Origin of the sequence: Sediminibacterium soli, from assembly GCF_009939225.1 — a bacterium.
Classification (GTDB): domain Bacteria; phylum Bacteroidota; class Bacteroidia; order Chitinophagales; family Chitinophagaceae; genus Sediminibacterium; species Sediminibacterium soli.
On the sequence record NZ_JAACJR010000009.1, the window covers coordinates 30716 to 56645 of the forward strand.

Consider the following 25930-nt stretch of genomic DNA (forward strand, 5'->3'; position numbering starts at 1 on the left):
TAAAAAATTCAAAAATCAAAAGCGAATAAAGCAGTGCCGTTCGGCATTACACCCTGAGTGTTTTCTCTATCGCTGTATCGTATTTCAGTTTCCAGTCTGTTGTATTGCCCCAGTTCTGGCCGTTTACGCTGATATTGCCTGCGGTCACGGTGCCGAGTTCTGTAATGGCAATACCTGCCTGTTTTGCTTTTGCAATAACCAGTGCTGCATTGGCTGCGGAAACCACCACGCGCGACTGCGCTTCACCAAACCAATAGGCATCGTTACGCAGCCCGTTGCCGGCGGTAACATCGAATCCGAGCCCGGCGGGGAAGGCGCTTTCCAGCAGGGTAATGGCCAGTCCCCCTTCGCTGATATCGTGTGCGCTGCTGATCAGTTTGTCTTTGATAAGTGCTGCCACCAGTTTCTGTACCGCCAGTTCTTTTTCCAGTTCAAAATGCGGGGCGGGTGAGTATTCGATCCCGCGGATCTTGTGCAGGTATTCAGATGAGCCGATACAGTTCCTCGCCTCGCCGATCAGCAGTATCGCATCGCCTGTCTGCTTGAAATCGAGCGTCATCCGGTCTGCCAGCGTATCCAGGATACCAACCATACCGATGGTAGGTGTTGGGTAAACAGGACCGTTGGGGTTTTGGTTATAGAAGCTCACGTTACCGCCGGTAACGGGCGTATCGAATGCCCGGCAGGCATCGCCCATGCCGGTAACGGCTTTTACGAACTGGTAATACACTTCGGGATCGTACGGGTTTCCGAAGTTGAGACAGTTGGTTATGCCAATGGGTTCTCCGCCGCTGCAGACGATGTTGCGTGCCGCTTCGGCCACCGCAATCATACCACCTGTATATGGATCGGCAAATACGTATTTGCTGTTACAGTCAACGGTGATCGCCAGCGCCTTACCCGTGCCTTTGGCCAGTATCACGGACGCATCGCTTGGTGTATTGGTAGAGGTATTGGCCGTTCCCACCATGCTGTCGTACTGTGTATATACCCAGCGTTTGGAAGCAATATTCGGTATCTGCACCAGTTGCTCCGCAATTGCTTTCAGATCCGTCACATCGGCCACATTATCTATAGAAAAGGCTTTGATCTTTTCAAAATATTTCGGTTCCCTGTATTCGCGGGTGTATTGCGGTGCACCGCCGCCGAGTACGAGTTCTTCTGCGGGAATCTCGGCTTCGAGTTCACCGTGCATATAGAATTTCAGCAGGCCGTCGTCGGTTACATAACCGATCTCGCTGGCGCTGAGATCCCATTTTTCGAATACGTCTGTTACAGCCTGTTCTTTTCCTTTCTCCACTACCACCAGCATGCGCTCCTGGCTTTCGCTGAGCAGCAGTTCCCAGGCTTTCATATTTTTCTGACGGGTAGGCACTTTTTCCAGATCGATATGCATACCCACACCACCTTTTGCACTCATTTCGGCTGTGGAACAAATGATGCCTGCGGCGCCCATATCCTGCATTCCGATCACGGCGCCGGTATCGATCACTTCCAGACAGGCTTCCAGCAGTTTCTTTTCCTGAAAAGGGTCGCCCACCTGTACGGCGGGCAGTTCTTCGGCGCTTTCGGCGGTAATATTGGCAGACGCAAAAGAGGCGCCGCCGATACCGTCTTTACCCGTAGCACTTCCCACAAAAAACACCGGATTGCCGGTTCCTTTGGCGGTGGCGCTGATCATCCTGTCGGCTTTCATGATACCCACGCTCATGGCGTTTACAAGCGGATTGGTATGATAGCATTCTTCAAAATATACTTCGCCGCCAACGGTGGGTACGCCAAAGCAGTTGCCGTAATGACCGATGCCATGCACCACACCTGCAAGAAGACGTTGTGTTTTTTTATCTGCCAGGTTACCAAAACGGAGGCTGTTCAGCGAGGCGATGGGACGGGCGCCCATGGTAAATATATCACGCTGTATACCACCCACACCGGTTGCCGCGCCCTGAAACGGTTCGATGGCGCTGGGGTGGTTATGGCTTTCAATCTTGAATACCACGCCAAAACCATTGCCCATATCCATCAGTCCTGCGTTCTCCTCTCCGGCTGCCACCAGCATCCGGCCGCCGCTGCGGGGAAGGGTTTTCAGCCATTTGATCGAGTTCTTATAGCTGCAGTGTTCGCTCCACATGCCGCTGAAAGCGCAAAGCTCTGTAAAGTTGGGAGTGCGGCCGAGTTTCTGTTTGATAAGTTCAAATTCCTCGGCGGTAAGCCGTAACTGTTCGGCGGTCTTGGCGGTTATTTCCATGATGCCGCGAAGGTAGGAAAATGGCGGTAAATGGATGGATTGTTAAATGGCTGTATGGCTTACAGGTTGGACAAAATCATACCAACAATATAACCATACAGCCATAACGACTATTGGCAGGCAGTCCTTATATTTTCACCAGCCGTCCGCTTCCTGCCACATGCTTTTTTACTTCGGCGGCGGATCCTTTATAGGAAACATTGCCGCTGCCGCTGATGCTGGCATCCACGCTTTTGTTGGCGTTGAGTTTGATATTGCCGCTGCCGCTGATATGCGCTTCGGCATCGTTGGTGATGAGTTCCTGGCAATCCGCATTACCCGAGCCGCTTACCCTGGCATCGATGCGGTTGGCCGAACCGGCCAGTGTGATATTGCCGCTGCCGGATATGCTTACATCCGCATCGCCCACTTTATCCAAATCGATACGGATATTGCCCGAACCGGATACCTTGAAACTGGTGCTGCCCTCGTTCCTGAACCGGCCCTTGCCAATGATATCGCCGCTGCCGGAAAGCGATACCCCCGTCATTTTGGTGAGCGATACATATATGGTGATCTTTTTACGCGAGTGCAGGTTCGCCCTTTTTTTGGTGCGGATCTGCAGTTTGCCGTTCTCCACTTCGGTTTCTATATAAGGTAACAGGTTTTCATCACCCTCCACCTGTATGGTGCTGCTTTCGCCGTAGCCGATCATCACATCCCAGGCGCCCGCTGAGGATACTGCAGTATAACTGCCCACCTGACGGGATTCCTTCCGGATTTGCCCGTTGCCTTCAATTTTTTCCCAGGGCCACTGGGCAGATACCTGTATAACACCCAGCATCGCCGCCAGGAAGAGTAGTTTTTTCATAATCTTGGTTTTTTGCGATGAAACGGACGGAAAAAGAAGAAGTTACAACCGGCACAAAAAATACTCATATATCATTCTATATAAATATAAATTAATTCTATATTTAATTTTGAACATGTTTTCTCATTTTTTATCAATAAAATTCTGATTTCACTTGTTCCATTGCAGATTTTTAGCGTATTTTGGGCTGTCTAAAAATCAACCAGCTATGTCTTTACGCTTTGACGCAATTGGTGGTATCACCAACGAAACCGGGGCCCCGGCTCCTTCCGGTGCAAAAATCACCGGAATTTTCAACGAACATGTCTTTACCCTGAAAATCGCCCGCGAGTTCCTGAGCGACGAGGCTTATAAAAGTCTTGCCACCAGCATCCGTGGCGGTAAAAAGATCGACCGTATTGTTGCCAGCCAGATTGCCAGCGGTATTCGCGCATGGGCAGAAAGCAAAGGTGTTACCCACTTTACGCACTGGTTTCAGCCGCTTACCGGTACTACGGCCGAAAAGCATGATTCTTTCTTTACCCTCAAAAGCGATGGCACAGCGATAGAAGAGTTTGATGGTGCAGCATTGATCCAGCAGGAGCCTGATGCATCTTCTTTCCCCAGCGGCGGTCTGCGCGCCACTTTCGAAGCACGCGGCTATACTGCCTGGGATCCCTCTTCCCCTCCCTTTATCATCGAGATCGGCAAAGGCAAAACCCTTTGCGTGCCTACGATCTTTGTTTCCTATACAGGCGAATCGCTCGACTATAAAGCGCCTTTGCTGAAAGCACTGGAAGCGCTGAACAAATCTGCCGTTGAGGTTTGTAACTACTTTGACAAGAATATCACCAAAGTAACCGCTACCCTTGGATGGGAGCAGGAATATTTTGTGATCGACGAATCGCTGGTGAATGCACGTCCTGACCTGGTGCAGTGCGGCCGCACGGTATTCGGCGCTGCGCCTGCCAAAGGCCAGCAGCTGGAAGACCATTACTTCGGCTCCATCCCGGAAAGGGTGTATGCTTTTATGCGTGATTACGAACAGGAAGCCTACAAACTCGGTATCCCCTTACGTACACGTCACAACGAAGTGGCGCCCGCTCAGTTTGAGTGCGCTCCGATCTTTGAAGAAGTGAATATTGCGGTTGACCACAATACCCTGCTGATGGATGTGATGACCCGCGTGGCAAAACGCCATAAACTGGTGGTGCTGCTGCACGAAAAACCATTTGCAGGCATCAACGGCAGCGGTAAACACAATAACTGGAGCATGGCAACCGATACAGGCGTAAACCTGCTGGCTCCCGGAAAAACACCGAAGACCAACCTGATGTTCCTGACCTTCTTTGTGAATACCATCAAAGCGGTTCATGACCATGCCGATATATTAAGGGCAGCCATCGCTTCTGCACCAAACGACCACCGTCTGGGTGCCAACGAAGCGCCTCCTGCCATCATTTCCGTATTCGTGGGCCAGTACCTTGCCAAAGTGCTGGCAGATGTGGAATCGAGGGTAAACACCAAATTCGATGAGCAGGACGAAGCGATCCTGAAACTGGACCTGCACCGCAGCATTCCCGAGCTGATGCTCGATAACACCGACCGTAACCGTACCTCTCCTTTTGCCTTCACCGGCAACAAATTCGAGTTCCGCGCGGTGGGTTCTTCTGCCAACTGCGCCATCTCCATGACAGTTGTGAACACGATCATGGCCGATACGCTGAAGAAATTCAAGGCGGATGTGGATGCGCTGATTGAAAAAGGCGACAAGAAAGAGATCGCCATCATGCAGGTGATCCAGAAATACATTGTTGAGAGCAAGAAAGTATTGTTTGAAGGTGATGGCTACAGCGATGAATGGCACCATGAGGCCGAGCGCCGTGGTTTACCTAACCTGAAGACCACACCGGTTGCCCTGGATGCGATGATTACCGATAAAGCAAAAAAACTGTTCGAAGCAAACGGCGTTTACTCGCATACAGAGCTCGAGGCGCGTCATGAGATCGAACTGGAGAAATACATCAAAAAGGTACAGATCGAAGCGCGCATTATGGGCGATCTGGCGATCAACCATATCCTGCCCGCGGCTATCAAATACCAGAACGAACTGCTGACCAATGTAAACGGTCTGAAAGCGGCCGGCTTACCCGAATCTGCCTACAAAAGCCAGCTGACGCTGGTTACCGAGGTAAGCGAGCATATCCAGCAGGTGCACGACAAAGTGCATGAAATGGTGGAAGCCCGCAAAGTGGCCAACAACATCGAAAACACCCGCACCAAAGCCATCGCTTACGAAAGCCAGGTAAAGGCAAAATATTTCGATGATATCCGTTACCATGTTGACAAACTCGAACACCTGGTGGACGACGATATGTGGACGCTGCCCAAATACCGCGAGATGCTGTTCCTGCGTTAATGCATTACTTTTTGACTTGAGCAATCATAGCCCGCTTCTATTCTTAGAGCGGGCTTTTTTTAGTTTGGGATTTTGGAGTTGGGGAATTTTGGAATTGAAACGGAAACAAGCTGCTTTTCCAATTCCAAAATTCCCCAACTCCAAAATCCCCAATTCATCCCCCTCCTCCCGCCGAGTTCCTTCGCGCCTCCACCGATAAACCGGTATCTGGCAATAAAATTGTTTAGCTTTCACATACTTAATTCTAAAATCTAAACACAATGAAAAAAGTAATCGCATTATTCTCCATCGCAGTTTGCTTTGCGGCAACTTCTGCTATGGCACAGGGCCCCGGCGGTCAGCAGATGACACCCGAGCAGCGGGTAGCCATGATGAAAGAAAGGGTAAAAGGCCTGAACCTCGGTCTTACCGATGTTCAGACAGACTCGGTTGTTGCTATCTACACAGACAGAAGCTACATGAACGGTATCAACTTCCGCGAAATGGCCGATGCGGACAGGACTGCAAAAATGAAAGAGATCAGCGACGCAAGGGCAAAAAGACTGACCAAAGCAGGGCTCTCTGAAGACCAGGTTAAAAAAATAACCGAGGGAATGACTATGCGCCCAGGTGGCGGCGGTCGCCCGGGTGGGCAGAAATGAGCAATGAGAGTTGATCTGGTCGACGTGAGTTGGCGTGAGTTATTGTGAGTCGACGTGAGTAAAAATAAGGGCGGTGTTTGTATCAACAAACACCGCCCTTATTTTTTGTACGTTCGGAAACAAAAGTCTCCGAGCATGTATCATTCACTCTTTACACCAACTCACGCCCAACTCACGATAAAACACTCACGATACACAGCTTTTCACCCATCATTTCATTCTAAACGTCTCCAGGAATTTCGTGGTGAAATTTCCTTTGCGGAAATCTTCGTTCTGCATCAGCTGCAGGTGGAAGGGTATGGTGGTTTTTACGCCTTCGATCACGTATTCGCTCAAGGCGCGGTACATGGTGTCGATGGCTTCTTCCCTGGTTTGTGCGATGGTGATCAGTTTGCCGATCATGGAATCATAATAAGGCGGGATCACATAACCTGCGTATACATGACTGTCTACACGAACACCGTGTCCGCCGGGTGTATGCAGGGTGGTTATCCTTCCGGGAGAGGGACGGAAATCATTATACGGGTCTTCGGCATTGATACGGCATTCGATGGCATGCATCTGCGGCTCGTAGTTTTTGCCTGAGATCTTCTCGCCCATGGCGATCTTGATCTGTTCCTTGATCAGGTCGAAGTTGATCACTTCTTCCGTTACGCAATGTTCTACCTGGATACGGGTGTTCATTTCCATGAAGTAGAAATTGCGGTGCTTATCCACCAGGAACTCGATCGTTCCCACACTTTCGTAATTGATGGCTGCCGCAGCTTTGATGGCAGCTTCACCCATCCGCTTGCGCAGGTCGGGTGTCATAAACGGAGAAGGCGATTCTTCCACCAGTTTCTGGTGACGGCGCTGGATGGAGCAGTCGCGCTCGCTCATATGGCAAACCGTACCATACTGATCGCCGGCCACCTGTATCTCTATATGTCGTGGTTCTTCCACGAATTTCTCCATATAAACACCATCGTTCTTGAAAGAAGCCGCGGCTTCCATTTTGGCCGTGGTGTAGGCTTTTTCCATTTCCGCTTCTTCCCATACCACTCGCATACCTTTGCCCCCGCCGCCGGCAGTAGCTTTCAATATCACCGGGTAGCCCACTTCTTTGGCAATGGATTTGGCATCTTCCACGCTGGCCAGCAGTCCCTTGCCACCGGGTACTACCGGTACACCGGCCTTGATCATGGTTTCCTTGGCCGTAACCTTATCACCCATTTTATTGATCATCTCGGGTGTGGGTCCGATGAATTTGATACCGTGGTCGGCACATATCTGGGAGAATTTGGCATTCTCTGCCAGGAAACCATAACCCGGGTGTACGGCATCGGCGTTGGTGATCTCGGCCGCGGCCATGATATGCGGTATATTAAGATAGGAATCCGCGCCGGCCGGCTTACCGATACATACGGCCTCATCTGCAAACTTCACATGCAGGCTGTCTTTGTCCGCAGTGGAATACACCGCCACGGTTTTGATACCCATTTCGCGGCAGGTGCGGATTACGCGTAACGCAATCTCACCCCGGTTGGCAATCAATATCTTTTTAAACATCTGGATAATTTGAGAATTTGAAAATTTGAAAATGTGCTAGTGAAGAAGGAAGATGCACGGCGAGTGAAAACCTGAATATCATTTTCAGACTGTCAAATCACCTCATTTTCAAATTGCCTACGGTTCTACCAGGAACAGCGGCTGGTCGTATTCAACGGGGCTGGCATCTTCTACCAGCACTTTTACGATCGTGCCTTTGATTTCGCTCTCGATCTCGTTGAACAGTTTCATGGCTTCTATGATGCAAACCACTTTTCCGGGAGTTACTTCGGTGCCCACATCGGCCAGCAGCGGTTTATCGGGGGCGGGTCTGCGGTAGAAAGTGCCGATCATCGGGCTTTTGATGGTGATCAGGTTATCGGCTTTGGGAGCGGCTTCTGCCTTAGGGGCTGCCGGAGCGGCGGCGGGCTGGGGGGCCGGGGCGGTGGTGTAAACCTGCGGCGCGGGAGCTGCCACGGTAACCACCGGTTCTTCTTTTTGCTTGATGGTTACCTTACCATCCTTGTCTTCGATGCTGATCTCACCAATATTGCTTTTATTAACGATTTTGATCAGTTCGTGTATTTGCTTCAGGTCCATAATTTGGCAAGTTTTGAGGGTAAAAACAGGGATTTTCGGTCAAATTAGGGGGCAAAATAGCCATTTTTTGCTAAAACCGGGTTTTTCTTGATTGGCGATTTTCTGATTGCCGATGGCCCCGATAAGCAAAAAGCAGCCGGGGCTGCTTTTTGCTTATCGGCAGGGGTGCCTGAATAACAGAAATATCCCCGCAATCCGGTATCTCCAATCGGCCATCAACCAATCGGCCATCAAACCATCATTCTTTTACCCTTTCCACATAATCACCGGTTTTGGTGTTCACGCGGATCAGCTCACCGTCTTCCACAAACAGGGGTACCATTACGGTGGCGCCGGTTTCAACGGTGGCGGCTTTGAGGGCGCGGGTGGCGGTATCACCCCTTAACCCGGGCTCGCAATAGGTAATCTTAACCACGATCTTTTCGGGAAGTTCGGCGCCGATGGGTTGTTCGGTTTCGGTATTGATGAATACGAATACCTCGGATCCGTCTTTCAGGAACTGGGGTGCATCGATCATTTCCTCGGGCAGGGCTATCTGCTCAAAGGTTTCGTTATTCATCAGGTTATAGCCGGTATCGTCTTTATATAAAAACTGGAAAGCTTTCTTTTCCACGCGAACGGGAAATATGTTTTCGCCGCTGTTCCAGGTTTTTTCGATAGAACGTTTATTGTCTACTCCCTTCAGCTTTGCCCATACCTTGGCGGCTGCGCGCGCGGTTTTATTCTCCCCGAATTCCACCACGGAATACAGGCTGCCATCCAGCTTGAGGATCATGCCACGGCTGATGTCTGATGTTGTTGCCATTGTTGTGTTTTTTAATGAAATGTCTTTTTCGACAGGCGCAAAAGTAGGGAAAGAATGGCGAACAAGGAACAGCAGCAGGGCATTGGCAGACCGTTTTCTTATCGCATGAAAACCACACCAATAACCGCATTCAGCCGGTTGCTTGCCCTGTTGCCGCACCGGTTTTTTAAAAAAAGTAGCCGCCGGCAGGCTGCACCTAAAACCAACCCGGTATCTAACTGACCAGAAACATCCGGCATATGAAAAAACATGTACTCCTGATTTCCTTTATTCTCTGCTCCTTTTTATCGGCCAGGGCTTTTACCTTCTCGGTTGTTGTGAAAGGCTATATAAGAGACTCCTCCGGTTACGCGGTGGCGAATAAAGCGGTGAGGATTTTCAATAACGACAGCACCAATACCGCCTGCCAGGTGTCGCATACGGTGTATACCAATCCCAACGGGTATTATATTGATACCGTCAGCTGCACAAACCCCATCGGCAAATTGCTGGTTGTGGTAGAGGACTGTAAAGGACAGCGAATATTGCGAGACGCGATTACCACCTCGGTTTCCAATACCATCGAAGTGAATTTCAAGCTATGCACTGTGCCGGGCACCGTATCCTGCAAGGCATATTTCCGCGATACCCTTACACCCAACGGGGTAAAATTCATGAGCCAGTGGTCTTTTGCACCTGCAGGCGACAGCATCATCGGCCGCACCTGGTATTTTGGCGATACCACCCGGCCACTGACAGGCAACCGTGTTGATCCAACCCATTATTACAGCAAGCCCGGTATTTACAGTGTTTGTCTTGCCATCAGAACAAAGAATGGATGCGAGAATAAATACTGCACAACCATTACCATCAAAGACAACAGTGCACCGCCCGCAACCTGCAAAGCCTACTTCACCGACAGTACCGTCAGCAATGGTATCAGGTTCAACAGCAAACATGCTTATGAGCCCGTGGGAGACAGTATCATTAGCCGCACCTGGTATTTTGGCGATAGCAGCCAGCCACTGACCGGCAACCGGGTTGATCCAACGCATTATTACAGCAAACCCGGCATTTACAATGTTTGTCTTGCCATCAGAACAAAGAACGGATGCGAGAACAAATACTGTACAACCATCACCGTAAAAGACAGCAGACCGGTTAACTGTAAAGCTTATTTTACCTATTCGTTCAAAGACTCCGTTGTGTATTTTAACAGCGCCGGTTCTTCCGCGCCAGACGGAGACAGCATCATCAGCCGTACCTGGTATTATACGGACGTCGTTCAAAACAACCAGTTGGTACTGCAGGGAAATGTGATCGACACCTTCATACGGTATGCCATACCCGGTAACTATACGGTATACCTGGTGATCAGAACCCGGAAAGGCTGCGAAAGCAAAACAGCAGTAACCGTTGTGATACCCGCCAGGCCGGCCGAATGCACCCTACAGCCCAGGGTGGTGATCCATGAACGTGTCGGTGCCAGGAAATTCCGTTTCAGCAGCAGCATGAGCACGGCAGCGGGAGACAGCATCATCTCCAGGAAATGGAAATTCGGCGATGGCACCGCGATGGATGGCAACGAGATCAGCCCGCTGAAAGAATACAGGGATACCGGCGTATACGCTGTCTGCGTTCTGTTCAAAACCAAAAAAGGGTGTGAGAAAGAGGTCTTCATTGTGGCCGTGGTAAAAGACAGTACACTGGCAAATCCCCCGGCAACCGGTTGCAAAGCGGTGTTTACCTTCTCCACACAGGACAGGGCCGCTAAATTCAACAGCTCCGGTTCGGTGGGCACCACGCAGCAGGACAGCATCATCAGCAGAACATGGCTCTTCGGCGACAGCACGCAGCCCGTAACGGGTTCTGTTGACCCGCTGCACGTGTATGCAAAAGCCGGAACCTATACGGTTTACCTTTATATCAAAACAAAAAGCGGATGCGAAAGCAAATACGCTGCCACCGTTACCATCGCCCCCCTTACCACCGGGTGCCAGGCAAGCGCGCAGTTCACCGCCACACGGGTAAGTCCTAAAAAAGTACAGTTTAACAGCCTGCCCAGCAGCAGCGCAGCGGGCGACAGCATCGTGCAGCGCAAATGGAAATTCGGCGATGGCACCGTGCTGGAAGGAAACGCAGTAAGTCCTGTAAAAGAATATCCGTTCCTCGGTATCTATAACGCCTGTCTTACCATCAAAACAGCAAGAGGCTGTGCAGCAGAAACCTGTAAGCAGGTGACCGTGCAGGACACCACAGGCCTGAATGAATCCGCGATCAATTTCGTTAAGATCATTGCCATCAACCCCAACCCGGTGGTTACGCGCATGCTGGTAACCATCTGGAGCAGGAATGCCAATACCGAAGTTGAAATAGGCATCATCGATATCTATGGAGCGCCTAAAATGTCGATAAAGAAAGTATTGTCGCAGGGCAACAATATCATCGAGATACCGGTAGCCAACCTGTACCGGGGCCCTTATTTCCTCAGGGTAAGTTCACGCGGCAGCAAGGACTCAAAAATGTTCTACAAGCTATAAGCACCGTACACAGTATACCATCAACGCAGCGCGGAGATTCCGTTGCTGCGTTTTTATTTTGGCGTATTGCCATTTCGCCGATAAGCTGTTATATTGAAGGATGAAAAGACCAATACTGCTGCTGATCGGCATGCATGCGCTTATGGCGTTTGGTCAGGAAGGCTGGCTGTCTCCCGGCAAATTCTTTTTCCGGATCCGTGATGTGGCCACCATACGCTTTCGCGCCGGTGATCCTTTTTCCGCGCAAAACTGGAACGGCAACCGCGAAGATATTCACCGCCTGGCGCATTGCGGCCCTTCGGGCGGATTTGTGGATATGGCTGCGGCCGTATCAGCGGCCAAGGGTGATTCGGTAAGACTGCCGCTGAGCGAAGAAGGCACCCATATGGTGGTCTTCAACAGCACCAGCAGGTTCAGGGCCCTGTCCGCAGATTCATTCAACACTTACCTGGCAGCGGCAGGACTCGAAACAATCCTTGCCTACCGCCGCGCGCACAACGAAACCGATAAAACCGGATCGGGATACCTTCAGCAGAGCAGTAAGACCATTTTCCAGGTGGGCGGGCAGGTTACGGATGCCTGTTTGCGACCCAGCCTGCTGCCACTGGACATTGTTCCGGAAACCAACCCCTATATTATTCCTGTAGGCACGGACAGAACCAAACCGATCCGGCTGCGCTTCCAGCTACTGTTCCTGGGGAATCCGGTGGATGATGCGCTTGTCAAAACCTGGTACCTCGATTCCGCAGGCCGGACCCGTATGGATGCCGCCCGCACCGGCAAACGGGGATGGGTAACCCTGACCCGGCATCCCGGGCCCTGCGTGGTAAACTGTGTATATATGCAGCGGCTGGAGGGCGGGCAGGCGCAATGGCAGTTGTACCAGGCCAGTCTCAGTTTTGAATTTTCGAGGTTTTTCCCCGGTAACAGCGCTATATACACCCGGGAACACTAAAGTTTACCTTTTAATCAAACTTACTACGGTGTTTTAGCCTATTTTTGCCGCAATTTCAAACAACCGAAACAGAAACTTTTGCTATGGCAGTTCTAGTGAATAAACAGTCCAGGATCCTAGTGCAGGGCTTTACAGGTACCGAAGGCACTTTCCATGCAACGCAGATGATCGAGTATGGCACCAATGTGGTGGGAGGCGTTACCCCAAACAAGGGTGGCAGCACACATCTCGACAGGCCCGTATTTAATACCGTGGCCGATGCCGTAAAAGCAACCGGCGCCGATGTGAGCATCATTTTCGTACCGCCTGCATTTGCAGCCGATGCGATTATGGAAGCAACCGATGCAGGCATCAAACTGGTGGTTTGTATTACAGAAGGCATTCCTGTGCAGGATATGGTAAAAGTGAAAAATTTCATGCATGGCAGGGATACACGCCTGATCGGGCCCAACTGCCCCGGTGTGATCACGGCCGAGGAAGCAAAAGTGGGCATCATGCCAGGCTTTATCTTCAAGAAAGGACGTATCGGCATCGTATCCAAAAGCGGTACCCTTACCTATGAGGCAGCCGACCAGGTGGTGAAGGCCGGACTGGGTATCAGCACCGCAATCGGTATCGGCGGCGATCCGATTATCGGAACCCCTACGGTGGAAGCCGTTCAATTGCTGATGAACGATCCCGAAACAGATGGCATCATCATGATCGGCGAGATCGGCGGAAGTATGGAAGCCGATGCAGCCAAATGGATCAAAGACAATAAAACAAAACCGGTGGTTGGATTCATCGCCGGACAAACCGCACCTCCCGGACGCCGTATGGGTCATGCCGGTGCCATCATCGGCGGCGCCGACGATACCGCTGCTGCCAAAATGAAGATCATGAGCGAATGCGGCATTGCCGTAGTGGCAAGTCCGGCCGATATCGGCAAGACCATGGCCGAAGTGCTGAAAAAATAATACAAGACTTTTTGAAACCCGAGGCCATCTGAATCCAGATGGCCTTTTTGTTTGGGGAGTGACCGATTGCGGATGATGGATTTGCGGATTAGCCCACGCATACATCCTGGCCAAAGCTTTGTTAATACGGCAGGGATATTGTGTAATTGCGGCAACAATAACATCCTTCCAAACAAACTATCTTACATGAAAATCCGGAGAATGGCAGTACGTTTCGTTAGCATGGGGCTGATAGCAGCATTGTTTACCGTAAATATCCAAGCGCAGGTTTCTGATACAGCGTTTTCAAAAGAATGGGCGGTCATTGATTCGCTTATTGTAAAACAGGACCTGACCCGCTCTGCACTGGATAAAACAAAACAGGTTTACCAGAAAGCAAAAGACCGTAAGCTGTCTGCACAGGTTATAAAAGCCCTGCTGTACCGTTACAGTCTCGAGCAGCGCATCAATACCGAAGAGCCCGCCCTGGCGATAAAAACAGTCAAGACAGAAATCGGCAAAGCTTCCGACCCGGCAGAAAAAGCGATACTGCATGTATTACTCGCCAGGCAATACCAGCAATATTTTGAAAACCATCGCTGGAGTATTTATGGCAGAACGGAAACACCCGGAAATGTTCCCCTGGACCTGGCCACCTGGAGCACCAACGATTTCAACAATACCATTACCCGGCATTACCTGCTGGCGCTGGCCAGCAGATCGCTGCTGCAATCACAGAACCTCACGCGCTTTTCTGCCATTATCCTCAAAGGCAACCAGCCCTCCCTGCGCCCCACCCTGTTTGACCTGCTGGCACATGAAGCGCTGGATTTTTTTAAATCGGATATCTATTCCGTACGCGCCGCCGATCCTTTCCTGCTGAACGACCCAAAAGTATTGGAGCCGGCAGAAGTATTTATGCGCACATCATTTCTGCCGAAAGACAGTTCAGCGCAGTGGCAGGCCATACAGGTATTCCAGCAGCTGATCGCTTTTCACAGCAAAGACGCCGATAAAAATGCGCTGATAGATATTGATATCGAAAGAATACAATGGGCACATCAAAAAGCGGTTCTTTCAAATGCAGAACAGCTGTACGAAGCATCGCTGCGTGATGTGATCCGAAAATACCCCTCCGTTCCCACAACCGCTTATGCCTGGTATGCGCTGGCATCGTTACAGGCCGATAAAGCCCAACGCTATACACCCTTTGGCGATACCACCAACCGTTATGCATACAGGGAAGCCCTGCAACTTATCCGGGAATCCGGCAGATCGCTCGGCAGCAACCATTCCGCACAGGCCGAACTCGCCAACCTGCAGAACCAGATCCTGAGAAAAGAAATCGATACGCAGACAGAACTGATCAATATACCCGGCAAACCCGTTCTCTCTTCTGTACGGTACCGCAACACAGATACGCTCTACGCCAGGATCGTCCGCATCGGCAATATCAATACATACCGTACCGCGGAAAACCGATACGACTGGAAACGGGTGTTGTCTTTTCCCGTAATTCAGTCCATCAGCCAATCGCTCACCGGGGCATCCGATCACCAGTCGCACCATGCCCATTTTAAAATAGATGCCCTGCCCCATGGCTCCTATGCGGTCATCAGCAGTACAGGCAAAGGTTTTGACGAAACAAAAGACAGGCTTTCGCTGCAGCCGCTGTATGTTTCGTCGATCAGCTATATCAGAGACCAGCAGGATCTGTTCGTACTCGATCGCCAGACAGGCGCGCCGCTGCCCCGGGTGAAAGTAACGATATGGCGGAGCAAGTGGAACGCTGCGCTGCGCCGGCAAACGCCCGACACAGCGGGTACAAAGTTCACCGATGAGCATGGGCATGTACGTTTGGATCTTGCAGACGGCAACTGGACTTTCAGCTTCTCGATGAAAGGCGATACGCTTGAACTTCCGAGAGAGGATTATGTGTATGCCGATGCTCCGGAAATACCCGCTGCCGGTTCTGAAAGAAAAACCAACCGCGTCTTTTTTTTCACAGACAGGGCGCTGTATCGTCCGGGGCAGGAAGTATATTTCAAGGGGATCGGCGTTAGCAGGGACAGGGACTCCCGCCAGAGCGCAATCCTCACCGGAATGACAGGCGAATGGCTGTACCTGCGTGACGTGAATTTCAGGAAGATTGACTCGCTGCAATTCAAACTTAATGAATACGGTTCTTTCAGCGGAAAGTTTCTGCTGCCGGCAGCCGCGCTGACGGGCAGGTTCAGCATCAGCACCAGGAACTTTAACGGCTCATCCGTTTCCTTTTCCGTGGAGGAATACAAACGGCCGAAATTTGATGTAACACTCGACAAACCAAAAGGTGCGTACCGGCTGAATGACCCGATCAGCATAACAGGCAATGCGGTGTCGTATGCAGGCAACCGGGTTGATGGCGCCAAAGTGGTATATACGGTAACGCGCAACAAGCGTTTTATGGAGCCTTATTTTTTGCCGCGCCGTTATCCGGCAACACCCAGCCGGCAAATTGCACAGGGCGAAGCACGCACGGATGCAAACGGCAGGTTTTCCATCGCCTTCAAAGCCCTGGCGGATGATATCAATGACAGTATTGGCAATCCTGTATTCGAGTATACCATCCGTGCGGCTGTTACCGATATCAATGGAGAAACACGGAGCGCGAACACCATCGTCACCGTTGGGTACAGCGCGCTGAAATTACTGCTGGCGGCAACGCCGCTGGCGGAGAAAGACAGTGTTCAGAAATTTTCCGTTCGTACCCTCAATTTCAGCGAGCAGCCCGAACCCGCTTCCGTATCGATAAAACTGTATCGCCTGCAGGCCCCGCAGCGTATGATCAGGGAACGTTTGCTGCCCAGGCCCGACCAGTTTCTCATCAGCAAAGATGACTTTCTGCGCGATTTTCCTTCGGATGAATACGATAACGAACACGAACCGCTGAGCTGGTCCAGATCCGAAACCGTATGGGAACGAATTGTGCAGACCGGCACGCAGGACACGGTTCTGGTCAGTCCCGGCACACTTGCCGCAGGTTACTACCTGGCAGAGGCGGTTACAAAAGACAAATATGGTGTTACACTGAAGCAAACGCAGCTTATCCAGCTTTTCGATCGCAACCAGGCGAAACAGCCCTACCCGCAAAACAGGTTTGTCTATGCCCTGCAAACCTCGGCACAGCCAGGTGAAACAGCCGGCTTCCTCTCGGGCATACCGGCAGATAAGATATTTGTCATCAGTAACACAAAACGTGAAACAAAAAACAATGTCTATACGTATGCCTATCATAATGCAGGATTGAAAAAACTGCATTATGCCGTAACGGAAAAAGACAGGGGCGGCGTGCTGATCAATGAAGTGTTCGTTTACGATAACCGTGCCTATATCCAGGCGTTCCCGGTCAATGTTCCCTGGACCAACAAAGCGCTCACCGTGCGTTATGAAACCTATCGCAACAAAACCGAGCCGGGCAGCGCGGAAAAATGGACGGTCAGCATACAGGGAAGCAAGGGCGAAGCCGCTGCCGCCGAACTGCTGACGGCCATGTACGATGCGTCGCTGGATCAGTTCAGCGAGCACCGGTGGAATGTTCCATACGTATGGACAAACAATTACCTGCACTCCGGTTTCAACAGCCTGTACAGTTTTACCGTGGCTTCATCCGCATGGCAGAACGGATTGCCCGATCCGTACCTGCCGGTTAATTTCCGCCAGTACGATAAGCTTGCGGCAAACGGTTACGAACTCTGGTTTGACCGCCTCGAGAAACTGGCTTTTGACGGTACCCTCCCAAAAGCGGTGCGAGAGAAATACAACGCAGAACTTACCACCCTGCGCGACAATACCGCGATGATGCAGATGGACCAGGTGGCCTATAAAACCGCAATGCCGGCTGCAGCTCCGCCGGCAAGGCGCGAGGGACTGACAGAAACCTATAACAAATCCGTTGCCGGATCAGTCGCTGACGAAGCACTCACCGATGCCATGACAGAAAACCCGGCTACCGATGCAAAATCGAACATACCCGTTCAGGTGCGGAAAAACCTGAATGAAACAGCCTTCTTCTTCCCGCAGCTGTATGCAGATTCAACGGGTAAGTACAGCTTTCATTTCACCATGCCCGAGTCATTGACCCAATGGAAATGGATCAGCCTGGCGCATACCAAAGAACTTGCATTTGGAACAAACAGCACGTTGGTTACAACACAGAAACAGCTGATGGTTCAACCCAATGCACCAAGGTTCCTGCGTGAGGGCGACAATATGGAGTTCAGCAGTAAGATCGTCAATATGAGCGATAAGGAACTGAAGGGACAGGCAACCCTGGAACTGATCGATGCCGCCACCCATACCTCTGTGGATGGATGGTTCCAGAATGTATTTCCTTCGCAGTATTTCAGCATAGCGCCCGGACAAAGTGTGGCCGTGAAATTTCCGGTACAGGTTCCATTCAGTTACAACAAACCGCTTACCTGGCGCATGGTTGCCAAAACCGCCGATGCAGGCGACGGCGAAGAAAATACCTTACCCGTACTCACCAACCGCATGCTGGTAACCGAAAGCCTGCCGCTGCTGCTGAAGGGAGATACCACACAAACCTTCCGCTTCGACAAACTGCTGAACAACAAAAGCGAAAGTCTTACGCAACATGGCATTACCGTAGAATATACCAGTAACCCGGTATGGTACGCCGTACAGGCATTGCCTTACCTGCTTGAGTATCCTTACGAGTGTGCTGAGCAGACCTTCAACCGTTTTTATGCCAACACGCTGGCTTCTTTTATCATGAACAGGAACCCGCGTTTGAAACAGGTATTGGAACTATGGAAAAAAGATTCGTCGGCATTGCTCAGTAACCTGCAGAAAAACGAAGAGCTGAAACAGGTACTGCTGCAGGAAACACCCTGGGTATTACAGGCCGAGAACGAAGCGCAGCAGAAAAAATACCTGGCGCAGCTGCTTGATCTGACAAGACTCTCCGCTCAGTCGGATGCATTTATTGCCAGGCTCAGCCAGATACAATTGCCCGAGGGAAGTTTCAGCTGGTTTACCGGCGGTTATGCAGACCGGTACATCACCAATTACATCCTTACGGGTATCGGTCAACTGAAAAGACTCGGGGCGCTTACTCCGGACCTCGCCATCCGCATGCGGCCGATCATTACCAGGGCGATCGTTTACCTCGACAGCAAAACAGCAGATGACTATAGCCTGCTCCTAAAAAACAAAGCTGATCTTTCGCGGCAGCAGGTATCCGGCACACAGGTAGACTACCTGTATATGCGCAGCTTTTTCCGCGATCAGCAGCAACAGGCAAAAGAAGCGGCTGAATTCTACACCGCACAGGCCAACAAATACTGGACGGGCTTCAATAGTTATTACAAAGCCCGGATCGGATTGATCAGCTACCGTAACCAGGCACCGGCTTTTGCGCTGAACACCATCCTTCCGGCGCTTGTGGAAAATGCCAGCACCGATACCAAACAGGGTATGTACTGGAAAAATTCCTTTGCCTATTCCTGGTACCAGTCGCCTGTAGAGCACCAGAGCATGATGATCGCCTTTGTGTCTGAGATCAACCAGGACAAAAAAGACAGGCAGCTGACGCGGTATATTGACGATATGAAAACATGGCTGCTGCTTAACAAGCAAACCAATAACTGGCGAACCACCATGGCCACGGCAGATGCCTGCTACGCATTGCTGCTGAACGGCAGCGACTGGACAGGCAGCGGAAAAACCGTTACCGTTCGCCTGGGAAACACCATGGTCATCAGCGGCAACGACAAAACAGAAGCGGCCACCGGCTATATAAAGAAAAAAACCGAGGGCAGACTGGTGAACAGCGAGATGGGCAATATTACGGTTACGGTAAACAGCGCCGGCGGATCCACACAGGAAAAAGGTTCGCCATCCTGGGGCAGTGTATACTGGCAATATTTTGAAGACCTCGACAAAATCACACCGGCCGCCTCGCCATTGTCTGTCGTGAAAAAACTGTTTATCGAAAAAACCACCGATAAAGGCAAGGCACTGCAGGCCGTTGGCGACAACGAAGAGCTGAAGATCGGTGATAAGGTGGTTGCGCGTTTAGAGATACGCGCAGACAGGGATATGGACTATGTACACCTGAAAGATATGCGGGCAGCGTCGATGGAGCCGGTGAATACACTCAGCGGCTACAAATGGCAGGATGGTCTCGGGCACTACGAAAGCACCCGAGACGCAAGCACCAGTTTCTTTTTCAGCAGGCTTGGCAAAGGCACGTATGTATTCGAATATCCCATGTACATCAGCCACAGCGGTGTGTTCTCAGCCGGCATCGCCACCATACAGTGTATGTATGCGCCGGAGTTTACCGGGCATTCGGAAGGGATGAAGATCAGGGTGCAATAAAAATTATTGACGACCGGGCAGGGTGGTATCGGGTAAGAATCGGAGAAAACATACTCCTCTGTTCGGTATTCCCTGCGCGATAGTCGATATTTGCCCATGCATTTCGACTACCTCATCATAGGCCAGGGCCTGGCAGGCAGTTTTTTGAGTTGGAACCTCAACAGCAGGGGGAAAAAAATACTGGTGATCGACGAAGCCCGGCCATTCACTGCATCGAGGGTGGCCAGCGGCGTGATCAATCCCGTTACCGGCCGGCGGATGGTGCGCACCTGGATGATTGAAACGCTGATGCCTTTTGCAGTGGATGCCTATACGCGTTTCGGTCATGAACTGGGTACCGAACTGATCAGCCAGTGTAACATCATCGATTTCCATACCACACCGCAGATGAAACTGGCTTTTGCGGAGTGTTTGCCCGAAGAGGGCGAATACCTGCGCCCCGCCGCCGATGAAAACAAATGGCGTGCTCATCTCAACTATGCGTTTGGCTATGGCGAGATCGATCCCTGCTGGCTCGTGAACCTCTCGGCCCTGCTCCCGGCCTGGCGCAGCAAACTTTCTGCGCTTGGCGCACTGTCGGAAGAAAAATTCCGATGGGAAGACTGCATTATCGAACCCGGAAAGATCAGGTACCAAAACCATAGCGCCGAAAAGATCCTGTTCTGCGAAGGCGTGGCCGGTTTTGACAATCCCTATTTCCGCCTGCTGCCCTATGCAAGGAACAAAGGCGAGGCCCTGATCGTGGAGATACCCGGACTGCCCCGCAACCATATCTTCAAACAGGGTATGGTGATCGCACCCTGGAAAGACGATACATTCTGGGTCGGCTCCTCCTACGAATGGGATTTTACGGACGACAGACCCAGTGAAGCCTTCCGGAAAAAAACAGGGGATTATCTGCAGCAGGTGCTGAAACACCCTTACAAAACCGTAGACCATATCGCCGCAGAGCGGCCCGCCAATATGGAGCGAAGACCATTCGTGGGTCTGCATCCGCTTATGCCTTCGGTGGGTATCCTGAACGGCATGGGCACCAAGGGCTGTTCACTTGCGCCCTATTTCGCCGCGCAGTTCACAGACCACCTGCTCGGCAACACAGCTATCGAACCCGCGGCCAACGTTCAGCGCTTTTCCCGTATCTTAAGCCGTTAAAAAAGCCGGATCCCCTACCCGCCGGCAAAGCATTACCAACCATTCCTAACCCTTATCCATGCCCAACGCCCAATACACCATTCCCATCCGGTACCGCAAAATGGAAAACCTGCATATCGTATTCTGGCTTTTCAAGGACATTGCCTGGTGTATGATCCTGAAACCCCTGGGTATAGCGATGATCTTTCCCACACTCATCATTGCCATCGTGATCGCCTGGAGAACAAGACGGATGGTATCGGAGCGCTGCCATAACCTGGCCGTTGCGCTCTGGATCAGCGCCAATTCTTACTGGATGGTCAGCGAATTCCTTCATTTCGATTTTCTTACGGTATACGGGCCCATCACCTACAAACACCTGGCGCTGATACCGTTCCTCCTCGGACTGCTGCCGCTTGCCTACTATTACCTGTACTGGAGGCGCCGTCATCCCGACGAATTTGAAACCATGTAGCAATAAAGCCGAAAATCCGCTCATTTTACCGTTCATCATAGGTACTTTACCAATTATATGAACGCAAGTCCCGCTTGACCCGTATTCGCTTCAGCATGTGGGCCGCCTGGCTATATCTTTACTCCATCAAAATAAACGGAGCCTCGCTCCCATGTAATATGAACCTTCTGCTCGAATTCCTGCTTATCCGATTGCGCCAGCATATCAGGCCACCGGGAGTTCCTCTTTAACCGTTCCCCATCATCCCGTAAAGAAATCCCTTGCTGTTACACCATTCCGCCGCATCAACGGTGCCGGCCATGTGTATGGTGAACCGAAAGCTGTTATCTTTCCGATGGTCGCCGGTGGCGACAGGGACCCGTATTAACCAATTCCGGAAAATTCAACGTATGCATACAACAATGAAACCTATCGTTCTGGCGATACTGGGAGGCGCGGCGCTGCTGCTGCTGTTCTCCTGCGAAGAAAAAAAAGAAGATATCACCTACTCGGTCGATAAACACGGATCCATCGAAACCTCTGTACAGGTACAACACCTCGACAGCGCACATGATGTGCTGATCACCAAACACATTGTGTGGACAAAAAACGAGCCCGTGAAAAATATATATTATGCAGACACCATTCCCGCCCTCGGCCTGGAGAACACGGTTGCCGAAAACGAGGATGGCGAAACCAAACAGGTAACGGTAAAAAAAGATTACCAGGTATTCCTGACAGTGAAATGAGTTACACAATGAAAAAATCCACCTGTATCGAACTGGTGCTGATCACCGCTGCACTGGCCGGCTGTAACCAGCCGAAAAAAGACTGGGACGACAACACCAACCTGCATGTCCGCAGCGACTCAACAGCCCCCTATACCAGGGTACACCATCAGGGCGGCGGTATCAGTCCGCTGCTCTGGTATATGGCATTCAGGCCTTACGGTAATTACCGCAACGGCTACTACCAGCGTGCCGGATATTATTCCGATGCCATCAACCCCGCTTCGAATATCGGCCGCAGTCCTTTAAAAGCCGCTGTGTTGCGCGGCGGATTCGGGAGAGCCGGGTTCAGCGTAGGTTCGTAAGAGGACAAAATCAATTTCAACGCAAACATCAAATGTACCGGAAGCGTACGCGGAAAGTACACGAAAATATATGAAACGCATCAATATAAAACCGCGCAATAACTGGCAGAATGCCGTGGAAAAACTCGGGTTTGGTTTTCACACCACCAACCTGCCTTACTGGGATGAATCGGCCTGTTATGAAATGGATATGAAAGAAATCCTTTTCATTGAAAAAGCCACGGCGGAACTATGGGATCTCTGCCTGGGCGCCGTGCAGCATGTGATCGACACCCGCGGTTACCAGGCGTTCGGCATACCTGAGTGGGTGATACCGCAGATAGAAAAAAGCTGGACCGAAGACCATCCTGCCATCTATGGCCGTTTTGATTTCTGCTACAAGCAGGGTGAATTGAAAATGCTGGAGTTCAACGCCGATACGCCCACCAGTTTGTATGAAGCGGGCATCGTGCAATGGTTCTGGCTGCAGGATTTTGCAAAGGAAAAAGACCAGTTCAACAGCATCCACGAAAAACTCATCAACTACTGGCAATACCTCAAAAACTACCTGAACAGAGGTCCGCTGCATTTCAGTTGCCTGAAGGAGACGCTCGAAGACCTGACCAATACAGAATATATGCGCGACTGCGCCATACAGGCCGGGCTGGATACAAAACTCGTATTCATAGATGATATCGGCTGGCACGAAGGAACGCGCCAGTTTGTGGATATGGATGGACAGGCCATTCAGAATATCTTTAAACTTTACCCCTGGGAATGGCTGGTGAAAGATGACTTCGGGAAACACATACCCGAAGACAGCAACCGCGCATGCTGGATAGAACCCGCCTGGAAAATGATCCTGTCCAACAAAGCCATACTGCCTGTTCTCTGGGAGTTATACCCCGACTGCCCCTACCTGCTGCCTGCCTATTTTGAAGAAGGGAAATTGACCAACTATGTAAAGAAACCGATCCTGTCGAGAGAAGGCGCCAATATAGACCTGGTGATGAAAAATGTATCGATAGCAAAAACAACTGGTCAATACGGAACGGAAGGATTTGTGTACCAGGAGCTGTTCACGCTGCCCAATTTCTCAGATAATTATCCGGTGATCGGCAGCTGGGTAATCGGCCAGGAGCCAGCAGGCATGGGCATCCGCGAAGCCGGTACGCTGGTCACCGATAACCAGAGCCGTTTTGTTCCGCATTTCATCAGTTAACCGGTTGTTTTACTGCAAAAAAGAAGGACAAAAGAAAAAAGGAAAGTCCGCCGCCGGATTTCGGCAAAAACAACGGTTGACCTGTTTTTTCCCTGTCCTTCTTTTGTGTTAGAGCAATAACTGCACGGTTATACTGTCAAGTGGTTTTATGTCTGACGATATTTATCGGCCATTAAACAATGCGGCCATTTAACCGTTCAACACAGCGTTGCTTTTTAATTATTTCCGCCAACTGCTAATAATCCCGGTCAAATATGTACCGCGTAATCGTTCTTCCGTTATAGCTGGTGGCAACCAGGCTGTTACCTGTGGAAACAATGTTATCGAAGTACAGGTCCACGGAATTGTTGGTGTAGGAATCATACACACGCACACGGAACGCCTGGTGAACATCCTGGTGATAGTCGCCGTAACGATCGTAATAACCGTCGGATAAAGTCATGATATCCCAGTTGCCTGTCATGACATTGTAATTGTCTTCGTAACGTGCGGCGCCATTACCATAAAAGCTGAAGGTTCCCCTCTCCAGACCGGTGTTGATATAACTCCAGCCGGAACCGCTGTTCTGGGCGGCTTCTGCGATATACCAGTTACCGGTAACATCGGTTACGCCGAATGACCTGTCGGGAACCCATACGCCTTTTTTACAGCTTGCAAACAACAGAACGGGTATTACAAGCAAGTAGGGTAACATTCTTTTCATACAGTTATTTTTTGATGAATAATGTCTTCGCCCTACACTATTCAATTCTGTTACCAGATTTTCTGTTTGCCGAACATTTGTTTGTTTTTTTAGAAAAGATTAACGAAACCCCTCGGAGAGCAGGTGTTGAAGAAAAAACGGCGCCTAAGACGATCCGGATCGCCATTGGTTACATGCTTTCAAAAATATTTGCAAATCGTTTGCCGGCTCGGGCGGAAAAATAAACCGGTCAGTCCCATTTGATGAAAGTGGCCAGTACGGTGGTGCCGAATCCCAGTAGGGCGATAAGCGAAAAGGACCAGCGGAGGCTGGATGCTTCGGCAATAAAACCGATCACCGGCGGACCCAGCAGGAAACCGAGGAACCCGATCGTGGATACGGCGGCGAGGGCAACACCCGGAGACATTTTCTTCGATTTACCGGCGGCGCTGTAGACCAGCGGCACCACAGACGATACACCGAAGCCTACCAGTAAAAAACCGATCGTGGCGGGCACCAGCGAGGGAAAAACAACGGCCGTCAGCAACCCGGCCATGATCACCACACCGCTTGTCTGCAGTACTTTTTGTTTGCCAACACGGGTGGCAACGGCATCGCCGATAAAACGCCCGGTGGCCATCGTTCCCATAAAAGCCGCATAGCCGAGCGTGATCAGGTTTTTGGGCGCATGCACTTCGTACTGAAAATATACCCCGCTCCAGTCGAACATGGTACCCTCGCAGGCCATACAACTGAAGGCGATCAGACCCAGTTTCAGCAGGGCGGCATCGGGTTTGGAAAACAGCGGCTGGTCTGCATGACCCGCATCTTTACTGAATGCATTTTTCTGTACGGCCAGCACAACAGACAAACAGGCCATGAAGATGATCATAAAATGATACGGAGGCGTAATACCCAGCAGCACCATCAGGCTGCCGATGGCAGCGCCCACAAAACCCGCCATGCTCCAGAGCCCGTGAAAAGACGCCATGATGGAACGTCCGTATAAAGACTCCACGCCAACCGCCTGCGTATTAACGGATATATTGCACATGTTACCCAGGAACCCGAATACGAACAGAACGCCTACCAGCTGCCAGAAAGAGGCCGCCAACCCAAGCAGGATCAGCACTGCGGGATAGATGACCGCGGCGAATGTAATGATCCGCTTGCTGCCGAATCTGGCAACCAGCCAGCCCGAAAACGGCATACTGGCCATAGAACCCACGGGCATCGCAAACAAAACACTGCCAAGCAGGGCATCGCTGAGCTGCAGCTTTGTCTTTATCTCCGGGATACGGCTGGCCCAGCTGGCAAAACACAATCCCACGATAAAAAAGAAACAGGAAACCGCTATACGGTGCGCTCTGGGAGTGATGGCCTGTACAGTCATACGGCAAAGATGCCACCTAAATCGCATTTCGGCTATATTTGCGGACGCAGAATTTTGGGCCGGCACCCTTTCACGCCTCCCTTATCGCCTGCATTGAGTTTTTACTTTTGAATC

18 protein-coding genes are annotated in these 25930 nt (G+C 51.0%); 11 read left to right on the top strand and 7 right to left on the bottom strand.

Annotated elements, in window-relative coordinates:
* Positions 1-46 precede the first annotated feature (46 nt).
* Together purL and GWC94_RS14855 are read right to left on the bottom strand one after the other, a co-directional pair.
* On the bottom strand, positions 47-2248 hold the full coding sequence (gene purL / locus GWC94_RS14850) for a phosphoribosylformylglycinamidine synthase subunit PurL (protein WP_161835876.1): 2202 nt from the start codon (positions 2246-2248) through the stop codon (positions 47-49).
* Between the two features lie 127 nt (positions 2249-2375).
* Positions 2376-3098: a head GIN domain-containing protein gene (locus GWC94_RS14855; protein WP_161835877.1), complete on the bottom strand. Its 723-nt coding sequence runs from the start codon at positions 3096-3098 to the stop codon at positions 2376-2378.
* 208 nt (positions 3099-3306) lie between these two features.
* On the opposite strand from GWC94_RS14855, the gene GWC94_RS14860 reads away from it, so the two are divergent.
* Together GWC94_RS14860 and GWC94_RS14865 are read left to right on the top strand one after the other, a co-directional pair.
* The gene (locus GWC94_RS14860; RefSeq protein WP_161835878.1) at positions 3307-5496 is read left to right on the top strand and encodes a glutamine synthetase III family protein; all 2190 of its coding nucleotides are present in this window, start codon (positions 3307-3309) and stop codon (positions 5494-5496) included.
* A 260-nt stretch (positions 5497-5756) separates the two neighbouring features.
* Positions 5757-6137: a hypothetical protein gene (locus GWC94_RS14865; RefSeq protein WP_161835879.1), complete on the top strand. Its 381-nt coding sequence runs from the start codon at positions 5757-5759 to the stop codon at positions 6135-6137.
* 210 nt (positions 6138-6347) lie between these two features.
* Here the strand turns inward: GWC94_RS14865 and accC are convergent, their stop codons facing one another.
* The 3 genes from accC to efp all read right to left on the bottom strand — a co-directional run bounded on the left by accC (position 6348) and on the right by efp (position 9069).
* On the bottom strand, positions 6348-7685 hold the full coding sequence (gene accC / locus GWC94_RS14870) for an acetyl-CoA carboxylase biotin carboxylase subunit (protein WP_161835880.1): 1338 nt from the start codon (positions 7683-7685) through the stop codon (positions 6348-6350).
* Positions 7686-7802: 117 nt separating this feature from the next.
* On the bottom strand, positions 7803-8264 hold the full coding sequence (gene accB, locus GWC94_RS14875; RefSeq protein WP_161835881.1) for an acetyl-CoA carboxylase biotin carboxyl carrier protein: 462 nt from the start codon (positions 8262-8264) through the stop codon (positions 7803-7805).
* A gap of 238 nt (positions 8265-8502) precedes the next feature.
* Positions 8503-9069 carry an elongation factor P gene (gene efp / locus GWC94_RS14880; protein WP_161835882.1) on the bottom strand — a complete coding sequence of 189 codons (567 nt, stop codon included), beginning with the start codon at positions 9067-9069 and terminating at the stop codon, positions 8503-8505.
* Between the two features lie 239 nt (positions 9070-9308).
* Here efp and GWC94_RS14885 point away from each other — a divergent pair, with 239 nt between their 5' ends.
* The 9 genes from GWC94_RS14885 (at position 9309) to GWC94_RS14925 (ending at position 23741) form a co-directional block, all read left to right on the top strand.
* Positions 9309-11588: a carboxypeptidase-like regulatory domain-containing protein gene (locus GWC94_RS14885; protein ID WP_161835883.1), complete on the top strand. Its 2280-nt coding sequence runs from the start codon at positions 9309-9311 to the stop codon at positions 11586-11588.
* Between the two features lie 100 nt (positions 11589-11688).
* Positions 11689-12543, top strand: a complete 855-nt coding sequence (locus GWC94_RS14890; protein ID WP_161835884.1) for a DUF4198 domain-containing protein — start codon at positions 11689-11691, stop codon at positions 12541-12543.
* An 83-nt stretch (positions 12544-12626) separates the two neighbouring features.
* A complete protein-coding gene (sucD, locus tag GWC94_RS14895) occupies positions 12627-13499 on the top strand; it encodes a succinate--CoA ligase subunit alpha (RefSeq protein ID WP_161835885.1) in 873 nt (290 codons plus the stop codon).
* Between the two features lie 201 nt (positions 13500-13700).
* Positions 13701-19862, top strand: coding sequence for an alpha-2-macroglobulin family protein (locus GWC94_RS14900; RefSeq protein ID WP_161835886.1), 6162 nt, complete (start codon positions 13701-13703; stop codon positions 19860-19862).
* A 96-nt stretch (positions 19863-19958) separates the two neighbouring features.
* Entirely contained in the window at positions 19959-21014 is a 1056-nt protein-coding gene (locus tag GWC94_RS14905) for an NAD(P)/FAD-dependent oxidoreductase (protein ID WP_161835887.1), read from the top strand.
* 58 nt (positions 21015-21072) lie between these two features.
* Positions 21073-21468: a hypothetical protein gene (locus tag GWC94_RS14910; protein WP_235918585.1), complete on the top strand. Its 396-nt coding sequence runs from the start codon at positions 21073-21075 to the stop codon at positions 21466-21468.
* Positions 21469-21857: 389 nt separating this feature from the next.
* Entirely contained in the window at positions 21858-22196 is a 339-nt protein-coding gene (locus tag GWC94_RS14915) for a hypothetical protein (RefSeq protein WP_161835888.1), read from the top strand.
* Between the two features lie 8 nt (positions 22197-22204).
* The gene (locus GWC94_RS14920) at positions 22205-22540 is read left to right on the top strand and encodes a hypothetical protein (protein ID WP_161835889.1); all 336 of its coding nucleotides are present in this window, start codon (positions 22205-22207) and stop codon (positions 22538-22540) included.
* 70 nt (positions 22541-22610) lie between these two features.
* Entirely contained in the window at positions 22611-23741 is a 1131-nt protein-coding gene (locus tag GWC94_RS14925; protein WP_161835890.1) for a glutathionylspermidine synthase family protein, read from the top strand.
* A gap of 235 nt (positions 23742-23976) precedes the next feature.
* Here GWC94_RS14925 and GWC94_RS14930 read toward each other — a convergent pair whose 3' ends face one another.
* On the bottom strand, positions 23977-24444 hold the full coding sequence (locus GWC94_RS14930) for a hypothetical protein (RefSeq protein ID WP_161835891.1): 468 nt from the start codon (positions 24442-24444) through the stop codon (positions 23977-23979).
* 229 nt (positions 24445-24673) lie between these two features.
* The gene (locus tag GWC94_RS14935) at positions 24674-25816 is read right to left on the bottom strand and encodes an MFS transporter (RefSeq protein ID WP_161835892.1); all 1143 of its coding nucleotides are present in this window, start codon (positions 25814-25816) and stop codon (positions 24674-24676) included.
* Positions 25817-25930: the final 114 nt, after the last annotated feature.